The 23874-nt window shown below is 66.0% G+C and carries 19 protein-coding genes; 13 read left to right on the top strand and 6 right to left on the bottom strand.

Features of this window, described 5'->3' with window-relative positions; all coding sequences use genetic code 11:
- Window positions 1-2: 2 nt before the first annotated feature.
- Window positions 3-4646 (bottom strand): PAS domain S-box protein, encoded by a 4644-nt coding sequence (locus AC1DSF_RS27415; protein WP_478183779.1) that lies wholly within the window; start codon window positions 4644-4646, stop codon window positions 3-5.
- Window positions 4647-4827: 181 nt separating this feature from the next.
- On the opposite strand from AC1DSF_RS27415, the gene AC1DSF_RS27420 reads away from it, so the two are divergent.
- From AC1DSF_RS27420 to AC1DSF_RS27430, 3 genes are all read left to right on the top strand, one after another.
- Window positions 4828-5187: a hypothetical protein gene (locus AC1DSF_RS27420; protein WP_478128363.1), complete on the top strand. Its 360-nt coding sequence runs from the start codon at window positions 4828-4830 to the stop codon at window positions 5185-5187.
- Window positions 5188-5196: 9 nt separating this feature from the next.
- Window positions 5197-5628: a hypothetical protein gene (locus AC1DSF_RS27425; RefSeq protein WP_478128364.1), complete on the top strand. Its 432-nt coding sequence runs from the start codon at window positions 5197-5199 to the stop codon at window positions 5626-5628.
- Between the two features lie 173 nt (window positions 5629-5801).
- Window positions 5802-5996 (top strand): DUF3606 domain-containing protein, encoded by a 195-nt coding sequence (locus tag AC1DSF_RS27430; RefSeq protein WP_478128365.1) that lies wholly within the window; start codon window positions 5802-5804, stop codon window positions 5994-5996.
- Window positions 5997-6065: 69 nt separating this feature from the next.
- Here the strand turns inward: AC1DSF_RS27430 and AC1DSF_RS27435 are convergent, their stop codons facing one another.
- Entirely contained in the window at window positions 6066-7157 is a 1092-nt protein-coding gene (locus AC1DSF_RS27435) for a DUF72 domain-containing protein (RefSeq protein WP_478183780.1), read from the bottom strand.
- A gap of 181 nt (window positions 7158-7338) precedes the next feature.
- Between AC1DSF_RS27435 and AC1DSF_RS27440 the strand changes: the two genes are divergently transcribed.
- The 7 genes from AC1DSF_RS27440 to AC1DSF_RS27470 all read left to right on the top strand — a co-directional run bounded on the left by AC1DSF_RS27440 (window position 7339) and on the right by AC1DSF_RS27470 (window position 15901).
- Window positions 7339-9651, top strand: a complete 2313-nt coding sequence (locus AC1DSF_RS27440) for an FdhF/YdeP family oxidoreductase (RefSeq protein WP_478183797.1) — start codon at window positions 7339-7341, stop codon at window positions 9649-9651.
- Window positions 9652-9660: 9 nt separating this feature from the next.
- The gene (locus AC1DSF_RS27445; RefSeq protein ID WP_478128367.1) at window positions 9661-10617 is read left to right on the top strand and encodes a cytochrome c oxidase subunit II; all 957 of its coding nucleotides are present in this window, start codon (window positions 9661-9663) and stop codon (window positions 10615-10617) included.
- Window positions 10614-12557 carry a cytochrome c oxidase subunit I gene (gene ctaD / locus AC1DSF_RS27450; protein ID WP_478183781.1) on the top strand — a complete coding sequence of 648 codons (1944 nt, stop codon included), beginning with the start codon at window positions 10614-10616 and terminating at the stop codon, window positions 12555-12557. The genes AC1DSF_RS27445 and ctaD overlap by 4 nt, the downstream gene beginning before the upstream one ends.
- Window positions 12554-13180, top strand: coding sequence for a cytochrome c oxidase subunit 3 (locus tag AC1DSF_RS27455; protein ID WP_478183782.1), 627 nt, complete (start codon window positions 12554-12556; stop codon window positions 13178-13180). The genes ctaD and AC1DSF_RS27455 overlap by 4 nt, the downstream gene beginning before the upstream one ends.
- 18 nt (window positions 13181-13198) lie before the next feature.
- The gene (locus tag AC1DSF_RS27460; RefSeq protein WP_478183783.1) at window positions 13199-14164 is read left to right on the top strand and encodes a cytochrome c oxidase assembly protein; all 966 of its coding nucleotides are present in this window, start codon (window positions 13199-13201) and stop codon (window positions 14162-14164) included.
- On the top strand, window positions 14161-15456 hold the full coding sequence (locus AC1DSF_RS27465; RefSeq protein ID WP_478128370.1) for a c-type cytochrome: 1296 nt from the start codon (window positions 14161-14163) through the stop codon (window positions 15454-15456). The genes AC1DSF_RS27460 and AC1DSF_RS27465 overlap by 4 nt, the downstream gene beginning before the upstream one ends.
- A gap of 205 nt (window positions 15457-15661) precedes the next feature.
- Window positions 15662-15901, top strand: a complete 240-nt coding sequence (locus tag AC1DSF_RS27470; RefSeq protein WP_478128371.1) for a DUF3606 domain-containing protein — start codon at window positions 15662-15664, stop codon at window positions 15899-15901.
- Between the two features lie 25 nt (window positions 15902-15926).
- Here AC1DSF_RS27470 and AC1DSF_RS27475 read toward each other — a convergent pair whose 3' ends face one another.
- The 4 genes from AC1DSF_RS27475 to AC1DSF_RS27490 are packed head-to-tail and all read right to left on the bottom strand — an operon-like array spanning window position 15927 to window position 20340.
- A complete protein-coding gene (locus AC1DSF_RS27475) occupies window positions 15927-17765 on the bottom strand; it encodes a hypothetical protein (RefSeq protein ID WP_478128372.1) in 1839 nt (612 codons plus the stop codon).
- Entirely contained in the window at window positions 17699-18241 is a 543-nt protein-coding gene (locus tag AC1DSF_RS27480) for a protein-tyrosine phosphatase family protein (protein ID WP_478128373.1), read from the bottom strand. The genes AC1DSF_RS27475 and AC1DSF_RS27480 overlap by 67 nt, the downstream gene beginning before the upstream one ends.
- A 3-nt stretch (window positions 18242-18244) precedes the next feature.
- Window positions 18245-19198, bottom strand: a complete 954-nt coding sequence (locus AC1DSF_RS27485; protein WP_478128374.1) for a glycoside hydrolase 5 family protein — start codon at window positions 19196-19198, stop codon at window positions 18245-18247.
- On the bottom strand, window positions 19195-20340 hold the full coding sequence (locus AC1DSF_RS27490; RefSeq protein ID WP_478128375.1) for an inositol-3-phosphate synthase: 1146 nt from the start codon (window positions 20338-20340) through the stop codon (window positions 19195-19197). The genes AC1DSF_RS27485 and AC1DSF_RS27490 overlap by 4 nt, the downstream gene beginning before the upstream one ends.
- A gap of 300 nt (window positions 20341-20640) precedes the next feature.
- Here AC1DSF_RS27490 and AC1DSF_RS27495 point away from each other — a divergent pair, with 300 nt between their 5' ends.
- Genes AC1DSF_RS27495 through AC1DSF_RS27505 form a run of 3 tightly spaced genes read left to right on the top strand, consistent with a single transcriptional unit; the run spans window position 20641 to window position 23872 of the window.
- Window positions 20641-21759: an NAD-dependent epimerase/dehydratase family protein gene (locus AC1DSF_RS27495; RefSeq protein ID WP_478128376.1), complete on the top strand. Its 1119-nt coding sequence runs from the start codon at window positions 20641-20643 to the stop codon at window positions 21757-21759.
- A gap of 8 nt (window positions 21760-21767) precedes the next feature.
- A complete protein-coding gene (locus tag AC1DSF_RS27500; RefSeq protein ID WP_478128377.1) occupies window positions 21768-22931 on the top strand; it encodes a GDP-mannose 4,6-dehydratase in 1164 nt (387 codons plus the stop codon).
- Complete coding sequence (locus AC1DSF_RS27505) at window positions 22916-23872, top strand: MDR/zinc-dependent alcohol dehydrogenase-like family protein (RefSeq protein ID WP_478128378.1); 957 nt, start codon at window positions 22916-22918, stop codon at window positions 23870-23872. Before AC1DSF_RS27500 ends, AC1DSF_RS27505 begins: the two co-directional genes overlap by 16 nt.
- Window positions 23873-23874: the final 2 nt, after the last annotated feature.

Genomic DNA, 23874 nt, shown 5'->3' on the forward strand with positions numbered 1-23874 from the left:
GCCTACTTGGGCGGCGCCTCGCTGACCATGCGGCGCAACAAGTGCTCATCGATCAGCTTGCGGATGGTCTCCACATCGACGGGCTTCGTCAGGTGGGCGTCGAAGCCGGCATTGAGCGCATCCTGGATATCGCGCGGCTGACCCCAGCCGGTCGCCGCGATCAGCATCATTTCGGCGTTCCCAACATCGGCGCGCAATTGCCGTGCAACTTCATGGCCGTCCAGATCCGGCATGCCGATGTCCAGGAGCGCGACGTCGGGCCGGTGCGTTCGGGTGAGTTCGACCGCCTGCAGCCCGCCGTTGGCAATCACGACGCCGTAGCCCGCGCGCTCGAGCAGCTTGGCGAGCCCCCAGGCCGCATCGCGGTTGTCGTCCGCGACGAGGATCTTTGTCTCGCGCGATGGCGGGACGTCCAGCGGCACGAGCTGGCGCGGGGTCGGGGGGGCGTCCAACGCCGTGGCGCGGAACACCGGCAGGCCGAAGCGGAAGCGGCTGCCTTGTCCAGGGCCCGCCGAAGTCGCATGGATCCATCCTCCATGCAACTGCACGATGCTGCGCGAGAGCGCGAGCCCGATGCCGAGTCCGCCGGCGATCCTCTCGCGCGCTTCCGGGGCCTGCACGAACATGTCGAACATGGCGTCGATCTCCGCGGGCACCATGCCGATTCCATCGTCGGCGACAGTCACCACCACTTCGTTCTCGACAAGCTCGGCCGACACGCTGATGTGTCCGCCGGCCGGCGTGTACTTGGCGGCGTTGCTCACGAGATTGCTGATGACCTGCGCCAGCCGAACCGGATCGGCATCGACTTCCAACTCGACGACGGGAAGCCTCACGATCAGGGTGTGATTGGCGGCATCGATCTGCGGACGGGTGGCCTCCAGCGCTGACTCGACCACGGCCGAAATGCGAACTGCCTGCCGCTGCAGCGCGAGCCTGCCGAGGCGGAGGCGCGAGACGTCGAGCAGATCGTTCAGCAGTTCGCGCATCGCCGCCCCCTGCCGGCGCACGACGTCGGCGGCCCTGTTGCGGTCGCCGTCGGTGTCCGGGCCTTCGAGCACCTGGGCCGCCGACGATATCGATGCGAGCGGCGTCCGGAGCTCATGCGACAGGACCGCGAGGAACCGGTCCTTGGCCGCGTCGGCCACTTCGAGTGCCCGCCTGGCCGAAAGGTTGTCCTGCAAGGCTTCGAGCAACTCCGCCTTGCTGCGCTCCGCCGCGTCCTGCGCCTTGCGCATCAGCGTCTGGTCGCGAAGCACCTTGACGAATCCGACCGCGGCGGCGGCGCTGTCCCGCATCAGCATCATCGCGCCGCTCGCCCAGAAGCGCGTGCCGTCCTTGCGCACGTGGAAGCGATCGTCGGCGGCGCGACCCTCGGTCCGGGCGAGGTCAGCCTCTTGCTCGGGTGCGCCGGCGGCTCGATCCTCTTCGGTGAAGATCACGTCCACCGAGCGGCCGACGACTTCCTTTTCCGAGTAGCCGAGGATGCGCTGCGCACCCGCGTTCCAGGTCGTGACGCGGCGGTCCAGGTCCGTCGAGAAGATGGCGAACTCGTCGGCGTTCTCGATCACCAGGCGCAACTGCTCGCGGCTTTCGCGCAGTTCGGCCTCGACCTGCTTGGCGACCGTGATGTCGCGCGCGGTGGCGGTGCCCGCCATCACTCGGCCGTTGTCGTCGTGGATCGGCGAAATGGTCATGGAGACCTGAAGCGTCGAGCCATCCTTGCGCCGTCGAACGGTCTCGAAGTTCTGCACCTGCTGACCGGCGATGACTTTTTCGAGCAAGGCCGTCTCACGCACGTCCTGCTCTGGGGACAGGATGGAGAGCGGCCTGCCGATGATCTCTTCCTCCGCATAGCCGAACATGGATTCGGCCCCGCCGTTCCAGCTCAGGATCGTGCCGTCCAGCGCAAAGCTCATGATGGCGTCGCTGGAGAAGGCAACCACCGCCGACAGCCAGAGCCGCACTTCCTCCGCCTGCTTGCGCTCGGTGATGTCGATGAACGACAGTACGATGCCGGCGATGCGGTCGTCGGTCGTGCGGTAGGGCAGCAGGCGCGCGAGGAACCAGCTGCCGTCGGCCTGTCCGACTTCGCGTTCGACCGGCACGAGCCGCTCCAGGACCCGATGCGCATCGGCACTGAGTTCACGGTAATTGAGTTGCGTCGTCAGGTCGGCCAGCGGCCGCCCCAGGTCGGTCGGGATCAGGTTGAACAAGCTGATGGCCGAGGGCGTATAGCGCTTGATGCGCAGGTCGCGGTCCAGAAAGATGGTCGCGATCGCCGTGGCGTCCATCAGGTTCTGCATGTCGCTGTTGGCGTGGCCCAGTTCGTCGACCTTGGCCTTGAGTTCGTGGTTGACCGTCGTCAGCTCTTCATTGATGGACTGCAATTCCTCGCGGCCGGTTTCCAGTTCCTCGGTGGCCGAACGCAGTTCTTCGTTCATGGCCTGCAATTCCTCGTTGCTGGCCTTGAGCTCTTCGGTGGATGCCTCGTACTGCTCGACCGTGTCCCGCAGATGCGACTTGAGCCGCTCCAGTTCGCGATCGAGGTGGCGGGCGACCGGGTCGGGCTCCTTGAGCCGAGCCGCGGCATCCGCCGGTTCGGGCGTCTGCACCGCCGCGGGCCGGCTGTCGAGCAGGACGATGTACAGATCGGCCCCCGGTTCACCCACCGGCGTCACGCTCAGGCGAAGGACCAGCGCCTCGCCATCGAGTTCGATAGGGAGGTCCGGCACTTCGGAAGTCTTCCGTGTCTGACCGGCTTCGAGCAGCGCCGCCCGCAACTCGATGCGCAGGGCCGAGTTCACCGATCGCAGCAGATTGCGGCTCGGCTCGCCGCCCGTGAATTGCAGAAACCGTCCGGCGCTTGGCGAGAGGTGGACGATTTCATATTCGCTGTCCACGAGGATGGAAGGCGGCGCCAGCTCTTCCAGCAGACGCAGGTGCAGTTCGCCCCAGGAAGTCCGATGCGAATGCTCCGGCATGCGGCCGGCGCGCTGCAGGGGCAGCGAGGGCTGAGCGGCCGCGGCCGTCGATGCTGCCTCCGTTGCAACCTGCACGCCCGGCGAGAGCGTGCCGCGCTGCATCTGCAATGCCAGAGTGCCCGGACCCGACGGTACCGGAAGGCCAATGCGCGGCGCCGCGCGTTGCTTGTAGATCCGGTACTTCTTGTCGGCCACGGCAAACAGCGGGCTGCCGTCGTCCACCGATTCCGACGAGCCCAGGAACAGAACGGCGCCCGGATTCAGCGCGAAATGGAAGGTCTCGAAGACGCGCGCTTGCGCGTCCCGGTTCAGATAAATCAGGAGGTTGCGGCAGCTCACGAGGTCGAGCCGCGAAAACGGGGAGTCCTTCAGCACGTCGTGCGTTGCAAAAAGCACCATCTCGCGCAACTCCCTGCGCACGCGATAACCGCGATGCTCCTTGATGAAAAAGCGTTGGAGGCGATCGTCGGACACGTCGGCTTCGATGGCCGCCGGGTAGAGACCTTCGCGCGCTGCCTGGATCGCTTCCTCGTCGAGGTCGGTCGCGAAGATCTGGATCAGGGGCGGCGCGTCGAGCTCGCGCGCGTATTCGGCCAGCATCATTCCGACCGAGTAAGCCTCTTCGCCCGTCGCGCAGGCCACGACCCACACGCGAACCGTTTCGTTCGGCCCCCGTTTGGCGAAGAGCGCCGGGATCTGCCGCTGCAGCGCCGCGAAGGATTCAGGGTCGCGGAAGAAGTTGGTGACGCTGATCAAGAGATCCTGCAGCAGCGCACCGGCCTCCGCGGAATTCGTGCGCAGGCAATTCAGGTAGCTAGGCAGATCCTCGATCGAATTGACCTGCATGCGCCGGGCGATGCGGCGCAGCACGGTGGCGCGCTTGTACGACGAGAAGTCGCGCCCGGTGCGAGCGCGCAGAAACGTCAGGATGTCGCGCAGCGCCGCTTCGTCGTGCCCGGGCGGCGGACGCGAGGCTTGCGAGGCGGGTTCTTCTTCCGTCGGGAGCCGCAGCTGTTCGCCAAGCCGGTGGTAGCGCAGCAGGCGCTCCGACATCTGCGACACCGGCAGCACCCAGTCCACCATGCCGGTCTCGATCGATGCGCGCGGCATGCCGTCGTACTCGGCCTCCTCGGGCGATTGCGCGACCGTGAGACCGCCTCGTTCCTTGATGCGCTTGATGCCGATCGCACCGTCGCCGTCAGCGCCTGACAGCACCACCGCCGAGGCTTTCGGACCGTGCGACTCCGCCAGAGAGCGCAGGAACAGATCGACGGCCAGGGGGCGGCCCCTGCGTTTGAGCAGGCCGAGCTGCAGTTGATCGCCCGCGGTCTGCAGCGACTTGCCGGGCGGAATGACGTAGATGTGATCGGGCTCGATCGTCAGCGTCTCCTGGACCTGGATCACGGGCAAACTCGTGCAGCGCTGCAGCAGTTCGGCCAGCGTGCTTTCATGATCCGCGGCGAGGTGCAGCACGACCACGAAGGCGACGCCCGGCGCTTCAGGAACACTCTTGAAGAAAGTGACCAGCGAGCCGATGCTGCCCGCGGAACCGCCAATGCCAACGACCGGCACCGCGGCCACTGTGCGCGGCAGGGTGGAGGCCGTCTTTTCGGCGTTCTGTTCGCTGGGTTCGGTGGTCCCTTCAGGCTCCGGTGCGCTCATCCTGCCCTTTCGCAAAAGTTCGGCCAACGTTCGAAAAGCCCGAAATTATGCGCCGCATCGAGGCCTGCGGATGTGCATCGCAAGGCGCGCGTGAGCGACCGCACCCCGGTAGTTCTTGCGGCAACTCTTACCGACCGCGGGCGCCAGGCACGAATCAAGCTCGGCAGTCGGGAGCGGGCACTTGGGCACGGCATTTGCCTACATGGAGGCCGTACACCAGAACACCATCATGCAAGCAAACGAGCCGGGCGCCGGCACCCCTCCATTGGCCCTTGCGGGAAACCACGCGGGGCACCACTTCAACTACCAAGGCTGGGACGTGACCCTGCAGCTCGATGGCGTGAGCCGCGAGGGGCACGTGAGCGGACATGCGGATCTGCGCGCCGGCAACTACAGCTGCCGCCTGGTGCTCGCGACTCCCCACGGCGATGGCGCCAGCGCCCTGCGCGCACTTGCGCAGAGAGCCCGGACGCTGATCGCCGATCGCGAAGCACTGGCTGCGTCGATCAAGCGGAGCGGTGGCGACACGAACCCGGCATAGGGAGCGTTCATGTCACCCCACGTCCGTTTGGGGCTGTGCCTTCTCCAGCAACTGGCGCTCATGCAGGTCCTGCGTGAATTGGCGCGGGTGCTGCGCGTCAGCGGGCGCGGCGAGCCGCCGGGCTGGGACGGCGCGACGATCTCCCAGCGATTCGACAACTACCACCGCGAACTCCTGGCCATACGCGGCTCGTTCACCGCGGAGGATCTGAGCCAACTCCGGATCTGCCGCGCTGTGTTCCTGCGCCGGATGATGGCAAGCGCTTCGGCGCGCCTGGGCGGATGGGAGGACTCGGTGTCGCTCGAAGACGCGCCGGTCTCGCGGCTTTTCGAATGGCTGTCGCACGATTTCGAGCGCCTGGAGCTCTCGGCGCTCGAAGAAGGCATGACGATGCGCGAGACCGCGTTCTATCTGCAGATCGTCGGCATCCAGGAGGTCTAGCCGGTGGCGCCGGTTCGACGGAACTACCGGCCGCCCGGCCGAAGTTGCCGCAAGTTTTTCAAGCAGCTGCCTGGCGGGTTGGCCGACGTTCCAGTGCCGCAGCCGTCGCCGGCATGGCACGACTATTGCCGGAGTAAAGGCACACAAGCCGAATCACGCACCAGGACTGCTCCATGGAAATCCAAGCACACGCCCCTCGTCCCCGTCAGTTCGTTCCGCAAGATCTCGATCATGTGGACCTCAACGACGTCTACCAACTGCGTTTCTGGATGCAGGAGTTGCAAGTGACGGAAGGCCGCCTGCGAGCGGCGGTCGCCGCGTGCGGCACGAGGATCGCGGCTGTGAAGAGGTACCTGGGTATCGCCTGAAGGAAAGGCCAATGCAATGGGTGAGTGAGGACGCCGCCGCAGCCAAGTGCCGGGCAGAAGCCGGACAAGCTACCCAAGTTTGGCGCCGACTCGCCGATGGGCCGGCCTGGACAGCCGGCCGGGATCGCGGGCCTTTACGTCCTTCACATCCTTTACGTCCTTTGCGCTCTTCTCGCTTCCTTCGAAGCGGGCTTCACCAGCGGCGACGTCATTGCCAGCACGGGCGGCAAGCCGGCCGGCTGATGCACCGAGCATCTCGGCCAGCCGCATGGCGTCGTGCGGCGCGTGCGCCTTGACGTCGTTGTCGAAGTAGCAATAGACGTCGCGGCGCGCGCACTTCGGCGCCGCACGGGTGGACGCGCACCGCGCATCGGGCGGCTGGCCGCCATCGCGCCATGCCTCGATGCGGCGCGCCCATCGTGACAGCGCCTCGTCGCTGTAGCCGCTGGCGTAGAGCTGGGTATCGCCATGAAGCCGCACGTAGACGAAGTCGGCCGTGACGTCCTCGATCAGCGGAAATCGCCCGGCGGTGTCCGCCACGACAAGCGCCATGCGATGTTCGCGAAGCAGGGCGATGAACGCCGGGTCGACAAAGCTCGGATGGCGGACCTCGAGCGCATGCCGCAGCGGCCGCTCGCCATCCGATTGCAGCCACGTGCGGCCCGCCGTGCGCTGGTCGTGCATGCGACCGAGCGCCTTCGCTTCTTCGGTGTCTTTCGGCAGCAGCGAAAGAAAAGCGCCGATCAGGTCCGCATTCCATTGCAGGGTCGGCGGCAGCTGCCAAAGAATCGGTCCGAGCTTTGCGCCGAGCGCCAGCGGTCCTGACGCGAAGAAGTTGGCGAGCGCCGTGCGGACTTCCTTCAAGCGCAGAAGGTGCGTCACATAGCGCGGGCCCTTGAGCGCGAAGACGAAATCGTCCGGCGTCTCGGATGCCCACCCCTGGTACAGCGGCGGCCGCTGCAGCGAATAGAACGAGCCGTTGACTTCCGTCGACGACAGCACGCTCCCTACATAGGCGAGTTCTTCCCGCTGCTTGAGCCCCTTGGGATAGAACGCGCCGCCACGCCACTCGGCGTAGCGCCAGCCCGAGACGCCGATGCGCAATTCGCCCGAATGCTTGGAACTCTTGGAACTCTTGGAAGGCTTCGAAGCCCTGGTCATGCAGGGACGCTGCGGCAAACCGGCAGGCACGCCCGTAGGAAGAGCGCCCACTCGTAGGTCCGCGCCTTCCGTGTCATCAGTGCCGGGACGACACAAGGTGGCAATCCGCTCACGATGTTCGGGGGTACGGAGTACAGAGCGGAGTACGGCTTCGAGCACAACAGTCAAACCACCGGAGACCATCGTGAGTGAAGAGAAATTCGAGCACTATCGGCATCCATCGGGCGGATGGGGTTCTCTCAAGGCAGTGACCTCGCATCTTCTTCGCGAAGGGATCGCGATCGCGGGTGCCAGAGCGCTGCTGCATCAGAACAAGCCGGACGGATTCATGTGCGTGAGTTGCGCATGGGCGAAGCCGGCGGAGCCGCACCCTGCCGAGTTCTGCGAGAACGGTGCGAAGGCGACGGCCTGGGAGCTCACGTCCAAGCGGCGCACCGCTGAATTCTTTGCATCGAACACCGTCGAAAGACTGCTCCAGATGAGCGACCACGACCTGGAAGCGGGCGGTCGCCTCACCGTCCCGATGAAGTGGGACGCGGCATCGGACCGCTACCTCGAAGTGAGCTGGGAAGACGCGTTCCAGGGTATTGGCGCCGAACTGCGTTCGCTGCGCGAGAGTTCGCCCGAATCGGTGGTCTTCTACACGTCGGGGCGGGCATCGCTGGAAGCGAGCTACATGTACCAGCTCATGGCGCGCCTCTACGGCAACAACAATCTGCCGGACAGCTCCAACATGTGCCATGAAAGCACGTCGGTCGCATTGCCTGAGAGCATCGGCGTTCCGGTGGGAACGGTCGATCTCGGCGACTTCGAGAAAACCGATGCGATCTTCTTCTTCGGCCAGAACGTCGGCGTGAGCAGTCCGCGCATGCTGCACCAGCTACAGGAAGCGCGGCGCCGCGGCGTGCCGATCATCACCTTCAACCCCCTGCGCGAACGCGGGCTCGTGAATTTCGCGAACCCTCAATCGCCCAAGGAAATGCTGACGCCGGCGGACACCACGATCAGCACGCAGTACCTCCAGCTCAAGATCGGCGGCGACATCGCTGCGCTGACGGGGCTCTGCAAGGCGGTGCTCGCAGCCGACGACCCGTCGGCCAATGGCGGCCAGGGCAGCACCGTCGACCGTGGGTTCATCGCCCAGCACACCCACGGCTTCGATGAATTCCAGCGCTTCGTCGAAGACACGAGCTGGGAGTCCATCGAACGCGAGAGCGGCTTGCAGCGCGATGCCATCGAAGCGGCAGCACGCGTGTTCGCCAAGGCGCGCGCAGTGATCGGCATCTACGGCATGGGCCTGACGCAGCATCGAAAAGGGGTGCAGAACGTGCAGATGGTGACCAATCTGCTGCTGTTGGGTGGCCACATCGGCCGACCCGGTGCCGGCATCTGCCCCGTGCGCGGGCACTCGAACGTGCAGGGACAGCGCACGGTGGGCATTTCGGAAAAGCCTGAACTCGTGCCGCTGGACAAGCTGGCGGAACTCTATGGCTTCGAGCCGCCGCGGAAGAAGGGACTGAACACGGTCGAGACCTGCGAAGGCGTGCTCGACGGATCGGTGCGCGCCTTCGTCGGCCTTGGGGGCAATTTCGTTCGTGCGGTGCCGGATACGCGACGCATGGAAGCTGCATGGCGGCGGCTGCGCCTGACGGTCAACATCGCCACCAAGCTCAACCGGACACATCTGGTGCATGGCGAGGTGTCGTACCTCCTGCCCTGCCTGGGCCGCATCGAAATCGATCGCCAGCGCAGCGGAGCGCAAACGGTTTCGATGGAGGACTCGACCGGCTACTTCCATGCATCGCACGCCGTGGCGGAGCCGGCCGCGCCGACGCTTCGCTCGGAGGTCGCGATCGTTGCCGGCATCGCCAAGGCAACGCTGCCGCCGAATCCGCGCGTGCCGTGGGACGACTGGGTCGACGACTACTCGCGCATCCGCGATGCGATCGAGGCGACATGGCCGGATGTGTTCACCGACTTCAATGCCCGCTTCGGCAAGCCGGGGGGCTTTCAACGGCCGATCTCGGCGAACAAGCACGAGTGGAAGACACCGACCGGCAAGGCCAACTTCGTCTTGCCCGGTTCGCTCGAGGTCGACCCCGATGCGCCGGAGACCGGGCCGGACGTGCTTCGCCTCATGACCATCCGCAGCGACGACCAGTTCAACACCACCATCTACAGCCTGGACGACAGGTTCCGCGGCGTGCATGGCACGCGGCGCGTGCTGTTGATGAACCCGTTCGACATCGACCGGCTCGGCTTCGAGGAAGGCGCCATCGTCCGCGCGACGACCGCGGTGGACGACGGCGAAACACGCGAGGTCGACGGGCTGCGCGTCACGCCCTACAACATCCCGCGCGGCTGTGCCGCCGGCTACTACCCAGAGTGCAATCCGCTTCTGCCGCTGGCCCACCATGCCGAACGCGCGAAGGTGCCCGCGGGCAAGTCGATTCCCATCCGCCTGCAAGCCGGTTCGCCAGCAGCCCACGCTTGACGAGCGGCCATGCAGGACGCGCTCGCGCCAGCCGGAGTCCAGGCCGCTCACATCTATGGGCTGTGGCAGTTCACGCTCATCGTGTGCATGCTCGTCTTCGCCGGCGTGCTGCTCGCGCTGCTCGTCGCCATGCGAAAGGGCTCGTCCGCGCGGCACCCTTCGCCGGCGGTGCCGGATCCCGCCAGCGCGGGCGAGCGGAGCGCAGGACGCGCCGTGCTGGCGGCGACGCTGCTGTCGTCGGCGGGGCTGGTGGTTCTGGTGGGCGCCGACATTTCCACCGATCGATCGCTGTCTCGGCTTGCGGTGGACGACGCGCTGCACATCCGCATGGTCGGGCACTCGTGGTGGTGGGAAGTGTCCTATGGCGCCGAAGGGCAGCCGCCCGATTTCAAGCTCGCCAACGAGCTGCACGTGCCGGTTGGACGCCCGGTCGTGATCGCCCTGGACAGCGTCGACGTGATCCACACCTTCTGGGTTCCGAACCTGCATGGCAAGAAGGACATGCTGCCCGGCCGGCCGACGACCATCGAGTTCAGGGCCGACAAGCCCGGCGTGTACCGCGGGCAATGCGCGGAGTTCTGCGGGCAGGAGCACGCACTGATGGCGCTCTCGGTCACCGCCGAATCGCCGGAAGACTTTGCAGCGTGGGAGGCCTCGCAGCGAGCGCCCGCCGCGCAGCCTTCTGATGCGGAGGCGCTTCGGGGCCAAGCCATCTTCATGTCGGGCACCTGCGCGCAATGCCATGCGATCAAGGGCACGTCGGCGCAAGGCGCGCTCGGACCCGACCTGACGCACCTGGCGGGCCGCAGGACCATCGCGGCCGGCGCCATCGCCAACACGCCGAGCGAACTCGCCGCCTGGATCGTCGATCCCCAAGCCAAGAAGCCTGGCAGCTGGATGCCGGCGAACCCGCTCGCGCCCGACGACGTGCGCGCCCTCGTCGCCTACCTCGGTACCCTCCAATGAAGCCGGCCCAAGCGTCGATCGCCGCGCGCACGAAGCGGGTCGACGGCGAGGATTCGCCCGAAATCGCCACCACGCTGGCGAAGGCATGGCGCGACCCGCCCGGTTGGCGGGGCGTGCTGTCCGCCATCGACCACAAGACGCTGGGCCGGCGCCTCATGCTGACCACCTTCGCTTTTTTCCTGATTGCAGGGCTGCTGGCCCTGGCGATGCGCACGCAGCTCGCAAGGCCCGGCCTGCGCCTCATGAGCCCCGACGTCTACAACCAGCTCTTCACGGTGCACGGCTCCACGATGATGTTTCTCTTCGCGGTGCCCGTCATGCAAGCGGTGGCGGTCTACCTCGTGCCCTTGATGATCGGTGCGCGGTCCATCGCCTTCCCGCGCATGAACGCCTATGCCTACTGGGTGTTCCTCTTCGGCGGAATCTTTCTCTATGCGGGTCTCGTGTTCGGCAACGGGCCGAACACGGGCTGGTTCAGCTACGTCCCGCTGTCCTCGGGCGACTACTCGCCGAGCAAGGGACCCGACATCTGGGCGCAGATGATCACCTTCACCGAGCTGTCGAGCCTGCTGGTCGCGGTCGTGCTGATCACCACCATCTTCAAGATGCGGGCGCCGGGCATGACGCTCGGACGCATGCCGCTCTTCGTATGGGCCACGCTGGTGACGCAGTTCATGGTGCTGTTCGCGATGCCGGCCGTGATGCTGGCGAGCACGTCGCTCATCCTCGACCGCCTGGTCGGCACGCAGTTCTTCAGCCCGCAGCGCGGCGGCGACGTGCTGTTGTGGCAGCACCTGTTCTGGTTCTTCGGTCATCCGGAGGTCTACCTGATCTTCATCCCGCCGCTGGGTTTCATCTCCACCATCATCGCGACCTTCTCTGGGCGGCCGATCTTTGGCTACACGGCCATGGTGCTCGCGCTGATCGCGACGGGGTTCCTGGCCTTCAGCCTGTGGGTCCACCACATGTTCGCCACCAACCTGCCGGAACTCGGAAAGGCCTTCTTTACCGCTTCGAGCCTGTCCATTGCCGTTCCTTCCGCAGTGCAGATCTTCTGCTGGATCGCGACGCTGTGGCACGGGCGCGTGCGGCTTGCGACGCCCCTGTATTTCGTCCTCGCCTTTTTCTTCATCCTCGTGCTGGGCGGGTTGACGGGCCTGATGCTCGGATCGGTCTCCATCGACCTGCAGGTGCACGACACCTACTTCGTCGTCGCCCATCTGCATTACGTGCTGTTCGGCGGCGGGGTGTTTCCGCTCTTCGGAGCGTTCTATTACTGGTTTCCGAAGTTCAGCGGGCGCATGCTGAACGAGAAGGCGGGCCTCTGGCATTTCTGGCTCTTCTTCGTCGGCTTCAACCTCACCTTCTTTCCGATGCATCTGCTGGGTCTGTGGGGCATGCCGCGCCGCGTCTGGACCTATCCCGAAGGCATGGGCTGGGACTCGCTGAACCTCATGGCAACGATCGGTGCCTGGACCATCGGACTCAGCGTGGCGACTTTCCTCGGCAATGTCGCCTGGAGCCTGTGGCGGGGCCGCGTGGCCGGACCGAACCCTTGGGGCGCCTCGACGCTGGAGTGGCTGGCCACCAGCCCGCCGCGCCCGCACAACTTCAGCGTCATTCCCGTGGTCCAGTCCGCGGAACCGCTCTGGGAGCCGAACGGAATACCGTCGACCGTGAGCGGGCTCGCGACCGACGCGCGAGAGGTCCTGGTCACCAGCGTGATCGAGGCGCATCCTGAAAACCGCCCGCTCTTCCCCATGCCCACGGCGTGGCCCTTCTGGAGTGCCGTCGCCACGACCGTGCTTTTCGTCGGATCGGTCTTCACGCCTTGGGCGGTCGTCTGGGCCGCCTTCCCGCTGACGGCGGTCCTGATCGCCTGGTTCTGGCCCAACAAGAGAGAAAACGCTCATGCCGTGGCGCTGGAGCAGAGGCCATGAGCGTGCCCGGCGCAACGCTGCCTGCCAGGCCCGGTGCAAGGCTCGAAGTCGGTCATCTGCCGACCTATGGCTTCGGTACCCGGAGCCTGATGTTCTGGGGCACCCTCGGACTGATGCTGATCGAAGGCACCGTCTTCGGGCTCGGCGTGATGACGTATTTCTACCTGTGGGGCGTTTCGCCCCAATGGCCGCTCGGAGCAGCACCGCCGCGCCTCTTGTGGGGCACGATCAACACGGTGCTGCTCTTCGCGAGCATGTGGCCCAACGAACTCGCCAGGCGCGCCGCCAATGCCGAGAACCGGCGCGTGGCACGGCGCTGGCTGGTGGTGTGCGCCTTGTTCGCGATCGCCTTCCTGGCCGTACGCGCGCTGGAGTTCGGCGCGCTCAACATATCGTGGGACGCCAATGCCTACGGCTCCGTCATCTGGGTCCTGCTGGGGCTGCATACGACGCACCTGATCACCGATCTTGTCGATACGGTCGTGCTGGGCGTCCTGCTCTTCACCGGCCCCTTCGAAGGCAAGCGGTTCAGCGACGTGAGCGAGAACGCGGTGTACTGGTATTTCGTCGTGGCGAGTTGGCTGCCGATCTATGCGGTCATCTACCTGGCGCCCCTGTTCTGACGACGGAGGGGCTCGAACGTGATCCGCTCGATCCGCTTGCGACATCTCCCGGCAGCAGGATTCGCACTCTGTGGCGCATCGCTGGCGCATGCGCACACCGGTGCTGCGACGATCGCCGCATGGGCACCTTCGTGGAACTTCGAACTCGGTGTGAGTCTGCCGCTGCTGATCTCGGCCCTGCTGTATGCGGCGGGGCACCGGACACTCCTGCAGCGTGCGAGATCAAGCCGCGCGATCCTGAAACGGCAGGCGCTTGCCTTCGCCGCAGGATGGATCGCATTGGTCGCCGCGCTCCTGTCGCCGCTGGACGCGTTGGGCGGCGCTCTTTTTTCGGCGCACATGGTGCAGCATGAATTGATGATGATCGTGGCGGCGTCGTTGCTGGTCATCGGCCGTCCGCTGCTCACGATGCTGTGGGCGTTTCCCGCGCGCGGACGAACGCTCATCGGCAAGGCAATGCGCTCCGGCGGCGTTCGTGGCACATGGCGGTTCATCACGCGGGCGAGCGTCGCCTGGGTCCTGCATGCGGCAGCGCTTTGGCTCTGGCATGCACCGCGCCTGTTCGAGGCGGCCCTGGCGGACCCCGCGATACACGCTTTGCAGCATGCGAGCTTTCTGGGCAGTGCGCTGCTGTTCTGGTGGACGATCTTCGGAGCGCATGCACGAAACCTCAACGGCAACGGCAACGGCAACGGCAACGGCAGCAACGGCGGTGCGGCCATGCTCTCGCTGTTCACGACCATGGCCCATACCGGCGCGCTCGGCGCGCTGCTGACGCTGGCACCGGCGCTCTGGTATCCGTCGTACATCGAGTCGGCCACCGCATGGGGCTTCGATCCGCTCCAGGACCAGCAACTCGGTGGCCTGGTCATGTGGGTGCCGGGCGGCCTTGCATACCTCGTCGGCGGGCTGGTGGTGGCTGCGCAACGCCTGCTGCAGCGCGACGGGCGTCCCTTGGTTCCAGGTGCCGGGGCGGGACCATGAAACGGCAACCACGTCGCCTTGCCCTTGCTTGCGCCGCGATGGCGGCCCTGCAGTGCGCAGCGGCGCCGCCATCGCTATCCCCGTCCCCATCCGCTCTGCGCGACCAAGGCGAGTACCTCGCGCTGGTCGCTGGCTGCGCGTCTTGCCATACCGATCCGAATGGCGGCCGCCCCTTCGCGGGCGCACGCAGTGTTCCGTCGCCCTTCGGCCCGATCGTGACCACGAACATCACGCCCGACAAGGAGGCCGGCATCGGACGCTACACCTTCGCCGATTTCGAGCGGGCCCTTCGCGACGGCGTCACGCCCAGCGGCCGCCGCCTCTATCCGGCGATGCCGTACACGGCCTACACGAAGATGCGCGAAGAAGACCTCCAGGCGCTCTACGTCTATCTGATGGAAGGCGTCGAGCCGGTGCCCGTGAAGCCACCCGAGACGAAGCTGCCTTTCCCGTTCAACCAGCGCTGGATGCTGCGCCTCTGGCAGCTTGCGTTCCTCAAGAAGGGCGTCTATGAGCCAGAGCCCGGCAGGGATGCCGCCTGGAACCGCGGCGCCTACCTGGTGCAGTCCACCGCGCATTGCGGCAGCTGCCATACGCCGCGCGGAATGGGCTACCAGGAGCGCGGCGAGAACGAGTCGTCGAGCCAGTTCCTTGCGGGCACCGTCACCAATGATTGGTTCGCGCCCAACCTGACGGGCGACTCCGGTGCCGGCCTCGGGCGCATCGACCAGCAAGCGGTCGCCTCCTTCCTGAAGAACGGCAAGGGCGGCGGGCTGGTCGCCTACGGGACCATGGCCGAAACGGTGAACGAATCGCTGCGCTATATCAGTGAAGAAGACGCCAACGCCATCGCCGGCTACCTGAAATCATTGCCGGCGCAGCAGCCTTCGGGCCAGTACGACCCGAAGCCGGACCGTGAGCAGTGGGCAGAAAAGGGCAATCACACCGCAGGCACCCAGTCCGTGGGTGCGGCGGTCTACGCCGGCTTCTGTGCGCAATGCCACCAGCAGGAAGGCAGGGGGCTGCCGCCGGGCATACCCCGCCTGGCGGGCAATCCCAGCGTGCTGGGCAAGGACACGACATCCCTCATCCGTCTGGTGCTCGAAGGCGGACGTGCGGCACAAACGACCGATGAGCCGCCCTCGGAGATGCCTTCGTTCAACCGCACGCTGAACGACGTGCAGATCGCGCAGGTTCTCACCCACATCCGAACGACCTGGGGGAATGACGCGCGCCCGGTGTCGTCCGGCGACGTCGCGAAGCTGCGCCGCAAACTCAAGCGGCCGCCGTGAGCCTGGCCCGGTGCCTTCGCCGCATTCGCAAGGTTTGCAGCATCGACCGCTGAAGCGTCCTACAAACCGGCCAGAGTGCCACGCACATCGATGGGCCGAGGCACTGCATAGCTTTGCATCTGCATCACAGGAGATGACGATGGCACCCGCTTCCAAAGAGCCCACAGCGCCGGCGAACCCGAATGGTCCGCCGCTGAGCAAAGTCATGCCCACAAAAGCGGAGGCGCGGGCCTCGGGGCTGGAGGGCGCCGGGCCGGTGCAGAAAGTCGATCTGGATTCGCCCGAGAACGTCAATCGATGGCTGCGCGAACTCGACGTCACGCGCGATCAGCTCGAAGCAGCGGTGAAGGCGGTCGGCACGAGTGCGACGGAGGTCGAGATGTACCTGAAGGGCAGCCGCTCTTCGACCAATGCCGATCAGTTGACCGGCAAGCCTGGCCCCTGAGGCGAGGCCCTGGCTTCGAGCCCCGTCAGAGCGCCCCCTTGGCAATCCACCGCGTCAACCCAGCTTCGTAGCGCGCCCGCGCGGCTTCGAGCGGTGGCCGGTCATCGGCTTCCCGTGAGTCGTCGAGCGCCATCCGGAAGTAGCCCATCTGAAATGCCAGATAGCACGGCTTGAGAAATCGAAGGAGGTCCTCGTCCAGGCGAACGCCTGCCGCACGCAGCTGCCCGATCAGCGTCAGCTCTTCTTTGTCGGACAGCGACAACTCCACAGTCGCGCCCGCAATGTCCCACGCGACATCCTGGCAACCGACCAGATCGTGCGCCGCGTGGTGGTCGACGGCATCTGTCTTGAGAAAGCGGTCTTCCTGCATCAGCCACTCCCATGCATGCAAACGGCTGTCGGTCTCGATCGGCATCACACGCGCCTGGAGCGAGGCAGCAAGAGACTCCCTGGCTTGCCAGGCCGTGGCCGCCGTGGCTCCGAGGGCCTCTTGCGTGTTGTGGCGCGCCATGGCTTGCAATTGAACCAGCGAAGCGCCACGGCCGCTCGGAGCCGGGAAACGCAGGGCGCGATAAGCAAGATAGGCACTCAGGTGCGCGACAAACCGCGAGCGCAATGGCGGGGCCAACTGCGGCGGCAGCGGCCGCATGTCGTCGCGCCAGCGCTCGACGAGAAAGCCGTGACAGAAGGCCACCGGCTCGGGACAGAAGCCCGCTGCGGCGAGCGCACTCGCACGTTCGAACGCATGCACACCGCGCCGGCCGAGGCCGACGAACTTGGCCAGCCATCGCCGCCCCGACGCATGCGCCAGGTATTTGCGGCGCTCCTGCCATGGATGCGAGGGCGGTCGCGAGGCGGCCGTCGGCTGCAGCTTGCGCCACGCGCCATTGCCGATGTCTTGCAGCGGTTCATCGAGCGGCCCCAGTGCTTGCGCAATCCAGTTCGACAACCGATGGGCCGGATCGCCTGCCTCCAGCACCGAGGCGTCGAAGCCCGAAACCCACTGGGGCGCCTGCGCCCAAAGCCGACGCACCTCATCGCTCGCATGGGCGCCGGGTCCGTTGCCGTGGCTCGGAAAGAGATGAAGCTGGTCCGGCCGAACTCTCGGGCCCGCGCCCGTTAGCCATCGGATCGCCGCCGCCATCGAAGAGCCTGAAAGGCCCGGCCCCTCATCGACAATCGCAAAGCGGCATCCGCCGGGAAGGCGCGCAGGAGCTTCGGCTTCGATGCGGCGCTCGAACGGCGGGCCGGTCGGCCGCAACGTCAGCGGCAGCGGCGCACCGAGTGCGATCGCGACCATCGCCGACAGGCTGGTGCCGATGCTGCGGAGGCCGATCACGCGCCACGGCGCCGCAGGGTCCGAGACTGAAGCTCGGCAGCGCAACGCCGCCTGCAGATAGCTCTCCGGATAGAGCGCATAGAAGGCGTAGCCCTCCGGCGTGCGCATCTCGAGCCATTGGTCCCTTGCCGCGTGGTCGCAGGCGCGAAGCTCGAGCCACGGCAGCGTCGCGGTTTGCGCAAAGCTGCAGTTCCACGACACGGCGCAACAGTGCGCCAGGGCCATCACCAGGCGCATCGCCGTCACTTCCTCGACGCCCGCGGCGTCGACGCCGGAGCGCTCGAAATGCGCATCGGCGAAGCCCTGCGCGAGCATGCCGGCATCGATGAGCAAACCCGTGAGCCGGCCATGGCGCTCCAGTCCGGGTGCCGTCGTATCGACTTGCCGCATGGCGAGCCGAAGCCGCGCGAGCGCCGTGGTCGCGGGCTCCCGCTGTACGGCATCGCCGTAGACCAGCATCACTCCGCCGAAGGAAAGGACCGATAGGCGATGCGCTCGAAAGCCTCGAAGGTCGGGATCGACCACGCCACGACTCGGCCGCGGCGATAGTCCTCGAGCCACCGAACCCAGCACTCGAACTGCGCAGGGGAAGGCGAGATGACCGCGCGGCGCTTCTTCGCGAGGGCAAGCGCATCCAGGGGCGTCGCGCCATGGGCGACCAGCACGCAGAGCGCGAGCGTTGCCGAACGGCCGATGCCGTGCTCGCAATGAATCAGTACGCGGCGCCCCGCGTCCATCCATTGCGTCGCGAACCGCACGCCGTGCGCGAGATGCGTGGATTCGATCGCGCACGTGTCCTCGGTCGGCAGATGCAGCAACACGATGCCATGGCTGCGCAGCAGATGCTCGTCGTCCCTGGCTTCCAGACGCAGGTCGACGACGGCCTCGATGCCGTGTTCACCGGCGAGCCTGTCGACGTGCCGATGATCGAAGCTGCCGCCGACCGCCAGCTGGTCGGTGATCCAGCTGAAGGTGGGCTTCCATTGCGCAACGCGCGTCATGGCTCATGCCATCGAACGAACGGAAACCGCCGGATCGACACGCGCCGGCAGGGGGGTGCGCGCGAAGCTGCCCGGCGCATAGCGGCGCACCATGCGTGCGCAGAACTCGGCGTACTCGCCAACATCCAGCGGCGGGCTCGTGTGATGCGGTGCCTTGCCGCGATGCTCCGGCGTGAAGCAGAAGGTGAGCGTGACGTCGAAGGGCTCCAGCAGCCGCATCTGCCGGTCGAACCATCGATCGGCGTCCGGGCGAAAGCTGTCGGCCCAGCTCAAGCCGGTGCGCAAATGGCGAACGCCGAGCTGACGCAGCCAAAGGACGGCGTCTTCGATGCGCGGATCCTCGAAGTGAAACCACTGGCAGATGCCGAGGGCGGGCGCATAGTCGCTGAAGAGGCGGCAGGCGAGCTTGGGCGTGCCGTCCTCGCGCAACAGGCCCATGTGGAAATGCCGGTAGTAGCTCGACCCTTCGGCCTCACGATGCCGGGTGGTCGCGGGCCACGCCTTCGGAAGATCGTAGAGCGAATACCAGTGAACACGCGGGACGCGGCCGATCAGCAGTTCCGCCGAACGCGAGAGGCCGAACACCTGCACTTCCTCGGCGCCGAAGCTCGAAACCCCCACTTCGGTGACCCACACCGGCATGTTCGCGACAGCTTCGATCTCGGCGATGCGCGAGGGCCATTCATCGATCTGCCAGTTGTTCCAATCCAGCGGAAAGCCGTGAACAGCCACCGCATCCATGAGATCGAGAACGCCATCGTTGCGCAACCGCTCGATGAAGTGCGGATCGATCGGCGAGATGCCGCCCAGGACGCGGACCATCTCGGGGTTCTCCGAGCGCACCGCCATGGCTGCCTCTCGCGCCATGCAGCCGAACTGCGTCCACTCGGGATCGAGCTCCAGATCCCAGTGCGATTTATTGTTGGGCTCGTTCCAGAACTTGACGGCTTCGATCATTTCCGCTGCTCCGAGGGGTCGACCGCCACGTTAACGGCTGGCGCAGGGCGAGGTTCAGGCGGCCCCATCGCTTCGGCATCGCCCCTGATGAAGGCTTCCACCAGCTCGCGCGCTTCGTCATCGGTGAACTGCTGCGGCGGCGACTTCATGAAGTAGCTCGAAGGCGCCAGCACCGGCCCGCCGATGCCGCGATCCTTTGCCAGCTTGGCGCAGCGGATGGCATCGATCACCACGCCCGCCGAGTTGGGCGAGTCCCACACCTCCAGCTTGACTTCGCACTGCAGCGGGACGTTGCCGAAGGTCGTGCCCTCCATGCGGATGTAGCACCACTTGCGATCTTCGAGCCAGGGCACGTGGTCGCTCGGACCCACGTGCACGTCCGCAGCCTTCATCGGATTGCCGAGCTGGCTGGTGACGGCCTGCGTCTTCGAGATCTTCTTGGATTCGAGGCGCTCGCGCTCCAGCATGTTGAGGAAATCGGTGTTGCCGCCAAAGTTGAGCTGATAGGTGCGATCCAGCCGAACTCCGCGCTTGCGAAAAAGATCGGTGAGGATGCGATGCACGATGGTCGCGCCGACCTGCGACTTGATGTCGTCGCCAATGACCGGCAATCCGCGATCCGCAAAGCGCCGCTGCCAGACAGGATCCGACGCGATGAACACCGGCATGCAGTTCACGAAGGCGCAGCCGGCGTCGAGCGCCTGTTGCGCATACCAGCGCGCTGCCTTCTCCGAGCCCACTGGCAGATAGGAGACGACGACATCCGTCCGCGTCTTCCTCAGGACTTCAGCCACGTCCACTGCGGGGCGGCGCGCGATGGGGACCACGCCCTTGAGATAGCGGCCGATGCCGTCATGGGTGGCTCCGCGTTTCACGTCCACGCCGATCCGCGCAACGTCGGCAAAGCGGATCGTGTTGTTGGGCGGCGCGAAGATCGCTTCGCCGAGATCGCGGCCCACCTTGTGCGCGCTCACGTCGAAGGCCGCGCTGAATTCAATGGCGCCCGCGTGATAGCCCGCGAGATCGACGTGCATCAAGCCGGGCACGAAATCGCCTGCGGCACCTTGATAGAACGTCACGCCCTGCACGAGCGAGCAAGCGCAGTTGCCCACGCCGACGATGGCAACCCGAACCTTCTTCATGGCTGAACCCTTTGTTGTTCGATCGCCGCTGTGTCAAAGCAGCAGTGTCGCGGAGCGCGACGAAACCAAATCTACAGCCGTTGGTTTCGAAGCGCCTCAGGAAAGTTGCTTGTTTAAGGCGAAACCAACTCAGCCGTGACGTAACCGCGTTTTCTTCCTACGCCTCGATCGGCGCGCTCGTACAAAGCGCTGGATTTCGAATGCAGCAACTTTGATCCATCGCGCAACGCGACCAGAACAACGCAAGAAGCAACGACGAAGCAACGAACGAACAACGAAGAAACACGAAGAAAGGGTCTCATGGCACAGCACGTACTCATCACCGGCGGCGCCGGCTTCATCGGCTCGCACGTCGCGGACGAACTCCTCTCGCACGGTTATCGCGTTCGCGCGCTGGACACGCTCGCGTCGCAAGTGCATGGCGAGCGCCCTCGACGTCCGAGCTACCTGGACCCGGAAGTCGAGTTGATGCAAGGTGACGTGTGCGACCCGGCGCTCGTCCGCAAGGCGCTCGAAGGCGTCGACGCGGTCTATCACTTCGCCTCGGCGGTGGGGGTCGGCCAAAGCATGTACCAGGTCGCGCACTACACGCGCGCCAACAACCTCGGGACTGCGGTGCTGCTCGAGGCGCTGATCGAGCGCCCCGTCGCTCAACTGCTGGTGGCTTCGAGCATGAGTGTCTATGGCGAAGGGCTCTATCGCACGCGCGAAGGCGAGGTCCGCGTGGTGGGGGAGCGCTCGTTCGATCAACTGCGCCGCGGCGACTGGGAACTGCACGACGCCGAAGGGCATGTGCTGTCACCTGCGCCGACGCCTGAAGACAAGCCGCCGGCACTTGCCTCCGTGTATGCGCTGTCGAAGTTCGATCAGGAACGCATGTGCCTGATGATCGGCCGGGCCTTCGGCTTCAAGACGGTCGGCTTGCGATTCTTTAACGCCTATGGGCCGCGCCAGGCACTGTCGAATCCCTACACGGGCGTGCTGGCGATCTTCGCGTCGCGCCTGCTCAACGACAGTCCGCCGCTGATCTTCGAAGACGGCCAGCAGCAGCGCGACTTCGTGAGCGTGTATGACATCGCGCGCGCCTGCAGGCTTGCGCTTGAAACGCCTGCAGCAGCGGGCGAGGTCTTCAACGTGGGCAGCGGCAAGCCGAGCTCGGTCGTGGAGATCGCCCGTCGGCTGGCGGAGGTCGTGGGCAAGGAGCAGGTGCATCCCGAGGTGACCGGCAAGTACCGTGTGGGAGACATCCGCCATTGCTACGCCGACATCCGCCGTGCACGCGAAGTCCTGGGCTATGAGCCACAGGTCGATCTGCAGGAAGGCTTGTCGGAGTTGGCGGCATGGCTCGAGGGCCAGGCGGCGGTGGACCACGTCGTTCGGGCTCGTGACGAACTCACCGCCCGGGGGTTGGCGCTATGACGAGTCGCGTGACCCGAACGCATGGCGTGAACGGCAACCACGCGGCAGGACCGCGCAAGGCGCAATCCATCCGCTTCGGCCGCGATGAAGACCTCACGCTCATCACCGGCGGCGCCGGGTTCATCGGCTCCAACCTGGCGCATCGCCTGATGAGCGAGCGCAGGACGGTGCTGGTCTATGACAACCTTTCGAGGCCCGGCGTTGAGGCCAACCTCGAATGGCTCAGGCAGCAACATGGCGAGCGCCTTTCGGTGATGGTCGAAGACGTGCGCGACGCCGAAGCGGTGCGATGGGCCGTGGGCAGGGCGCGGCGGATTTTTCATTTCGCTGCGCAGGTCGCTGTGACCACCAGCCTCGTCGACCCGATGGAAGACTTCGGGGTCAATGCGCTGGGAACGCTCAATGTGCTGGAAGCCGCGCGTGCTCAGCCCCGCGCGCCTTCGATCGTGCTGACGTCGACGAACAAGGTCTACGGTGGCCTCGACGACGTGGCCCTGGAGTTGAGCGGGCAACGCTACGCGCCGGCTTCACCCGAGACGCTGGCGCATGGCATTTCGGAAGACAGGCCGCTCGATTTCCATAGCCCCTACGGATGCTCGAAGGGAACGGCGGACCAGTACGTTCACGACTATGCGCGCAGCTTCGGCCTGCGGACCGTGGTGTTCCGGATGAGCTGCATTTACGGCCAGCGGCAGTTCGGCACGGAAGACCAGGGCTGGGTCGCCCACTTCCTGCTGCGCGCATTGCGGCGCGAGCCGATCACGATCTTCGGCGACGGCAGGCAGGTGCGAGACATCCTGCACGTGGACGACCTGGTGAACGCGATGGTTCTTGCCGACGAGCATATGGAGCGGCTTTCGGGACAGGCTTTCAACATGGGCGGCGGGGTGGACAACGTCATCAGCTTGCTGGACCTGCTCGATCGCATCGAGGCGATCGACGGCACGCGGCCGAAGGTGGACTTCGATGCCTGGCGAGTGGGCGACCAGCGCTACTACGTCTCGGACACCCGGCGCTTCCAGCGGGCGACGGGCTGGCGTCCGCAGACGAGTGCCGACCACGGCATCGAGCGACTCTACGCATGGCTGCGCGAGATGCGGCGAACGTCCGTCTCGGCTCCCGCGGGGAAGTCCCTGGTCGCCGAGGGAGATGCCAAGTGCTTGCGGGCGTGATCGCCTCGCCGGGCCACGTACTGCTCAAGCACGTGCCACGGCCTGAGCCCGGTCCAGGCCAGGTCCTTCTGCGGCTCGAAGGTTCGGGCGTTTGCGCATCGAGCATTCCGCTCTGGGAAGGCCGGGAATGGTTTCAGTACCCGCAGGCCGCGGGCGCGCCGGGTCACGAGGGCTGGGGCCGCGTGGAGGCATGCGGGGAGGGCGTCACCCAAGTGCGCGTCGGCCAGCGCGTGGCCGCGCTCAGCTACTGCGCCCACGCCGAGTACGACGTGGCCGATGCAAGCGCCGTGGTCCCGCTGCCGCCCATGCTCGACGGCATGCCGGTGCCCGGTGAGCCGCTGGGTTGCGCCTTCAACATCTTCCGGCGCAGCGGCATTGCCGCCGGACAGACGGTCGCGATCGTCGGCATCGGCTTTCTCGGCGCATTGCTCACGCGAATGGCCTCCAGCGCGGGTGCACGCGTGATCGCCATCTCCCGAAGGCCCTTTGCGCTGGACATCGCGAGGGCCTGCGGCGCGCAAGAAGCCGTCGAGATGAACGACCACTGGCGCGTCATCGAACAGGTCAAGCGCCTCACCGATGGGCATTTGTGCGAGCGCGTGATCGAAGCCGTCGGGCTGCAGGCGCCGCTCGATCTGGCAGGCGAACTCACCGCCGAAGGCGGACGGCTGGTGATTGCCGGCTATCACCAGGACGGAACAAGACAGGTGAACATGCAGCTCTGGAACTGGCGGGGCATCGATGTCATCAATGCGCACGAGCGTGACCCCGCGCGCGCGATCGTGGGCATCCGCGGCGCCGTGGACATGCTGTGCTCGGGCGTGTTCGACACCTTGCCGCTCATCACGCATCGTGTGGGCCTCGATGAATTGGGCAGCGCCCTCGCCATGACACGCGACCGGCCCGACGGCTTCCTCAAGGCCGTCGTCACGACCGGCTGAGG

The sequence above is a fragment of the Variovorax sp. 01N429 genome, assembly GCF_056399425.1.

What these genes read in the sequence shown, in the direction of transcription:
- AC1DSF_RS27415 (WP_478183779.1), bottom strand. Translation starts at nt 4,646, where the DNA reads ATGAGCGCACCGGAGCCTGAAGGGACCACCGAACCCAGCGAACAGAAC.
- AC1DSF_RS27425 (WP_478128364.1), top strand. Translation starts at nt 5,197, where the DNA reads ATGTCACCCCACGTCCGTTTGGGGCTGTGCCTTCTCCAGCAACTGGCG.
- AC1DSF_RS27430 (WP_478128365.1), top strand. Translation starts at nt 5,802, where the DNA reads ATGGAAATCCAAGCACACGCCCCTCGTCCCCGTCAGTTCGTTCCGCAA.
- AC1DSF_RS27435 (WP_478183780.1), bottom strand. Translation starts at nt 7,157, where the DNA reads ATGACCAGGGCTTCGAAGCCTTCCAAGAGTTCCAAGAGTTCCAAGCAT.
- AC1DSF_RS27445 (WP_478128367.1), top strand. Translation starts at nt 9,661, where the DNA reads ATGCAGGACGCGCTCGCGCCAGCCGGAGTCCAGGCCGCTCACATCTAT.
- ctaD (WP_478183781.1), top strand. Translation starts at nt 10,614, where the DNA reads ATGAAGCCGGCCCAAGCGTCGATCGCCGCGCGCACGAAGCGGGTCGAC.
- AC1DSF_RS27455 (WP_478183782.1), top strand. Translation starts at nt 12,554, where the DNA reads ATGAGCGTGCCCGGCGCAACGCTGCCTGCCAGGCCCGGTGCAAGGCTC.
- AC1DSF_RS27465 (WP_478128370.1), top strand. Translation starts at nt 14,161, where the DNA reads ATGAAACGGCAACCACGTCGCCTTGCCCTTGCTTGCGCCGCGATGGCG.
- AC1DSF_RS27470 (WP_478128371.1), top strand. Translation starts at nt 15,662, where the DNA reads ATGCCCACAAAAGCGGAGGCGCGGGCCTCGGGGCTGGAGGGCGCCGGG.
- AC1DSF_RS27480 (WP_478128373.1), bottom strand. Translation starts at nt 18,241, where the DNA reads ATGACGCGCGTTGCGCAATGGAAGCCCACCTTCAGCTGGATCACCGAC.
- AC1DSF_RS27485 (WP_478128374.1), bottom strand. Translation starts at nt 19,198, where the DNA reads ATGATCGAAGCCGTCAAGTTCTGGAACGAGCCCAACAATAAATCGCAC.
- AC1DSF_RS27490 (WP_478128375.1), bottom strand. Translation starts at nt 20,340, where the DNA reads ATGAAGAAGGTTCGGGTTGCCATCGTCGGCGTGGGCAACTGCGCTTGC.
- AC1DSF_RS27495 (WP_478128376.1), top strand. Translation starts at nt 20,641, where the DNA reads ATGGCACAGCACGTACTCATCACCGGCGGCGCCGGCTTCATCGGCTCG.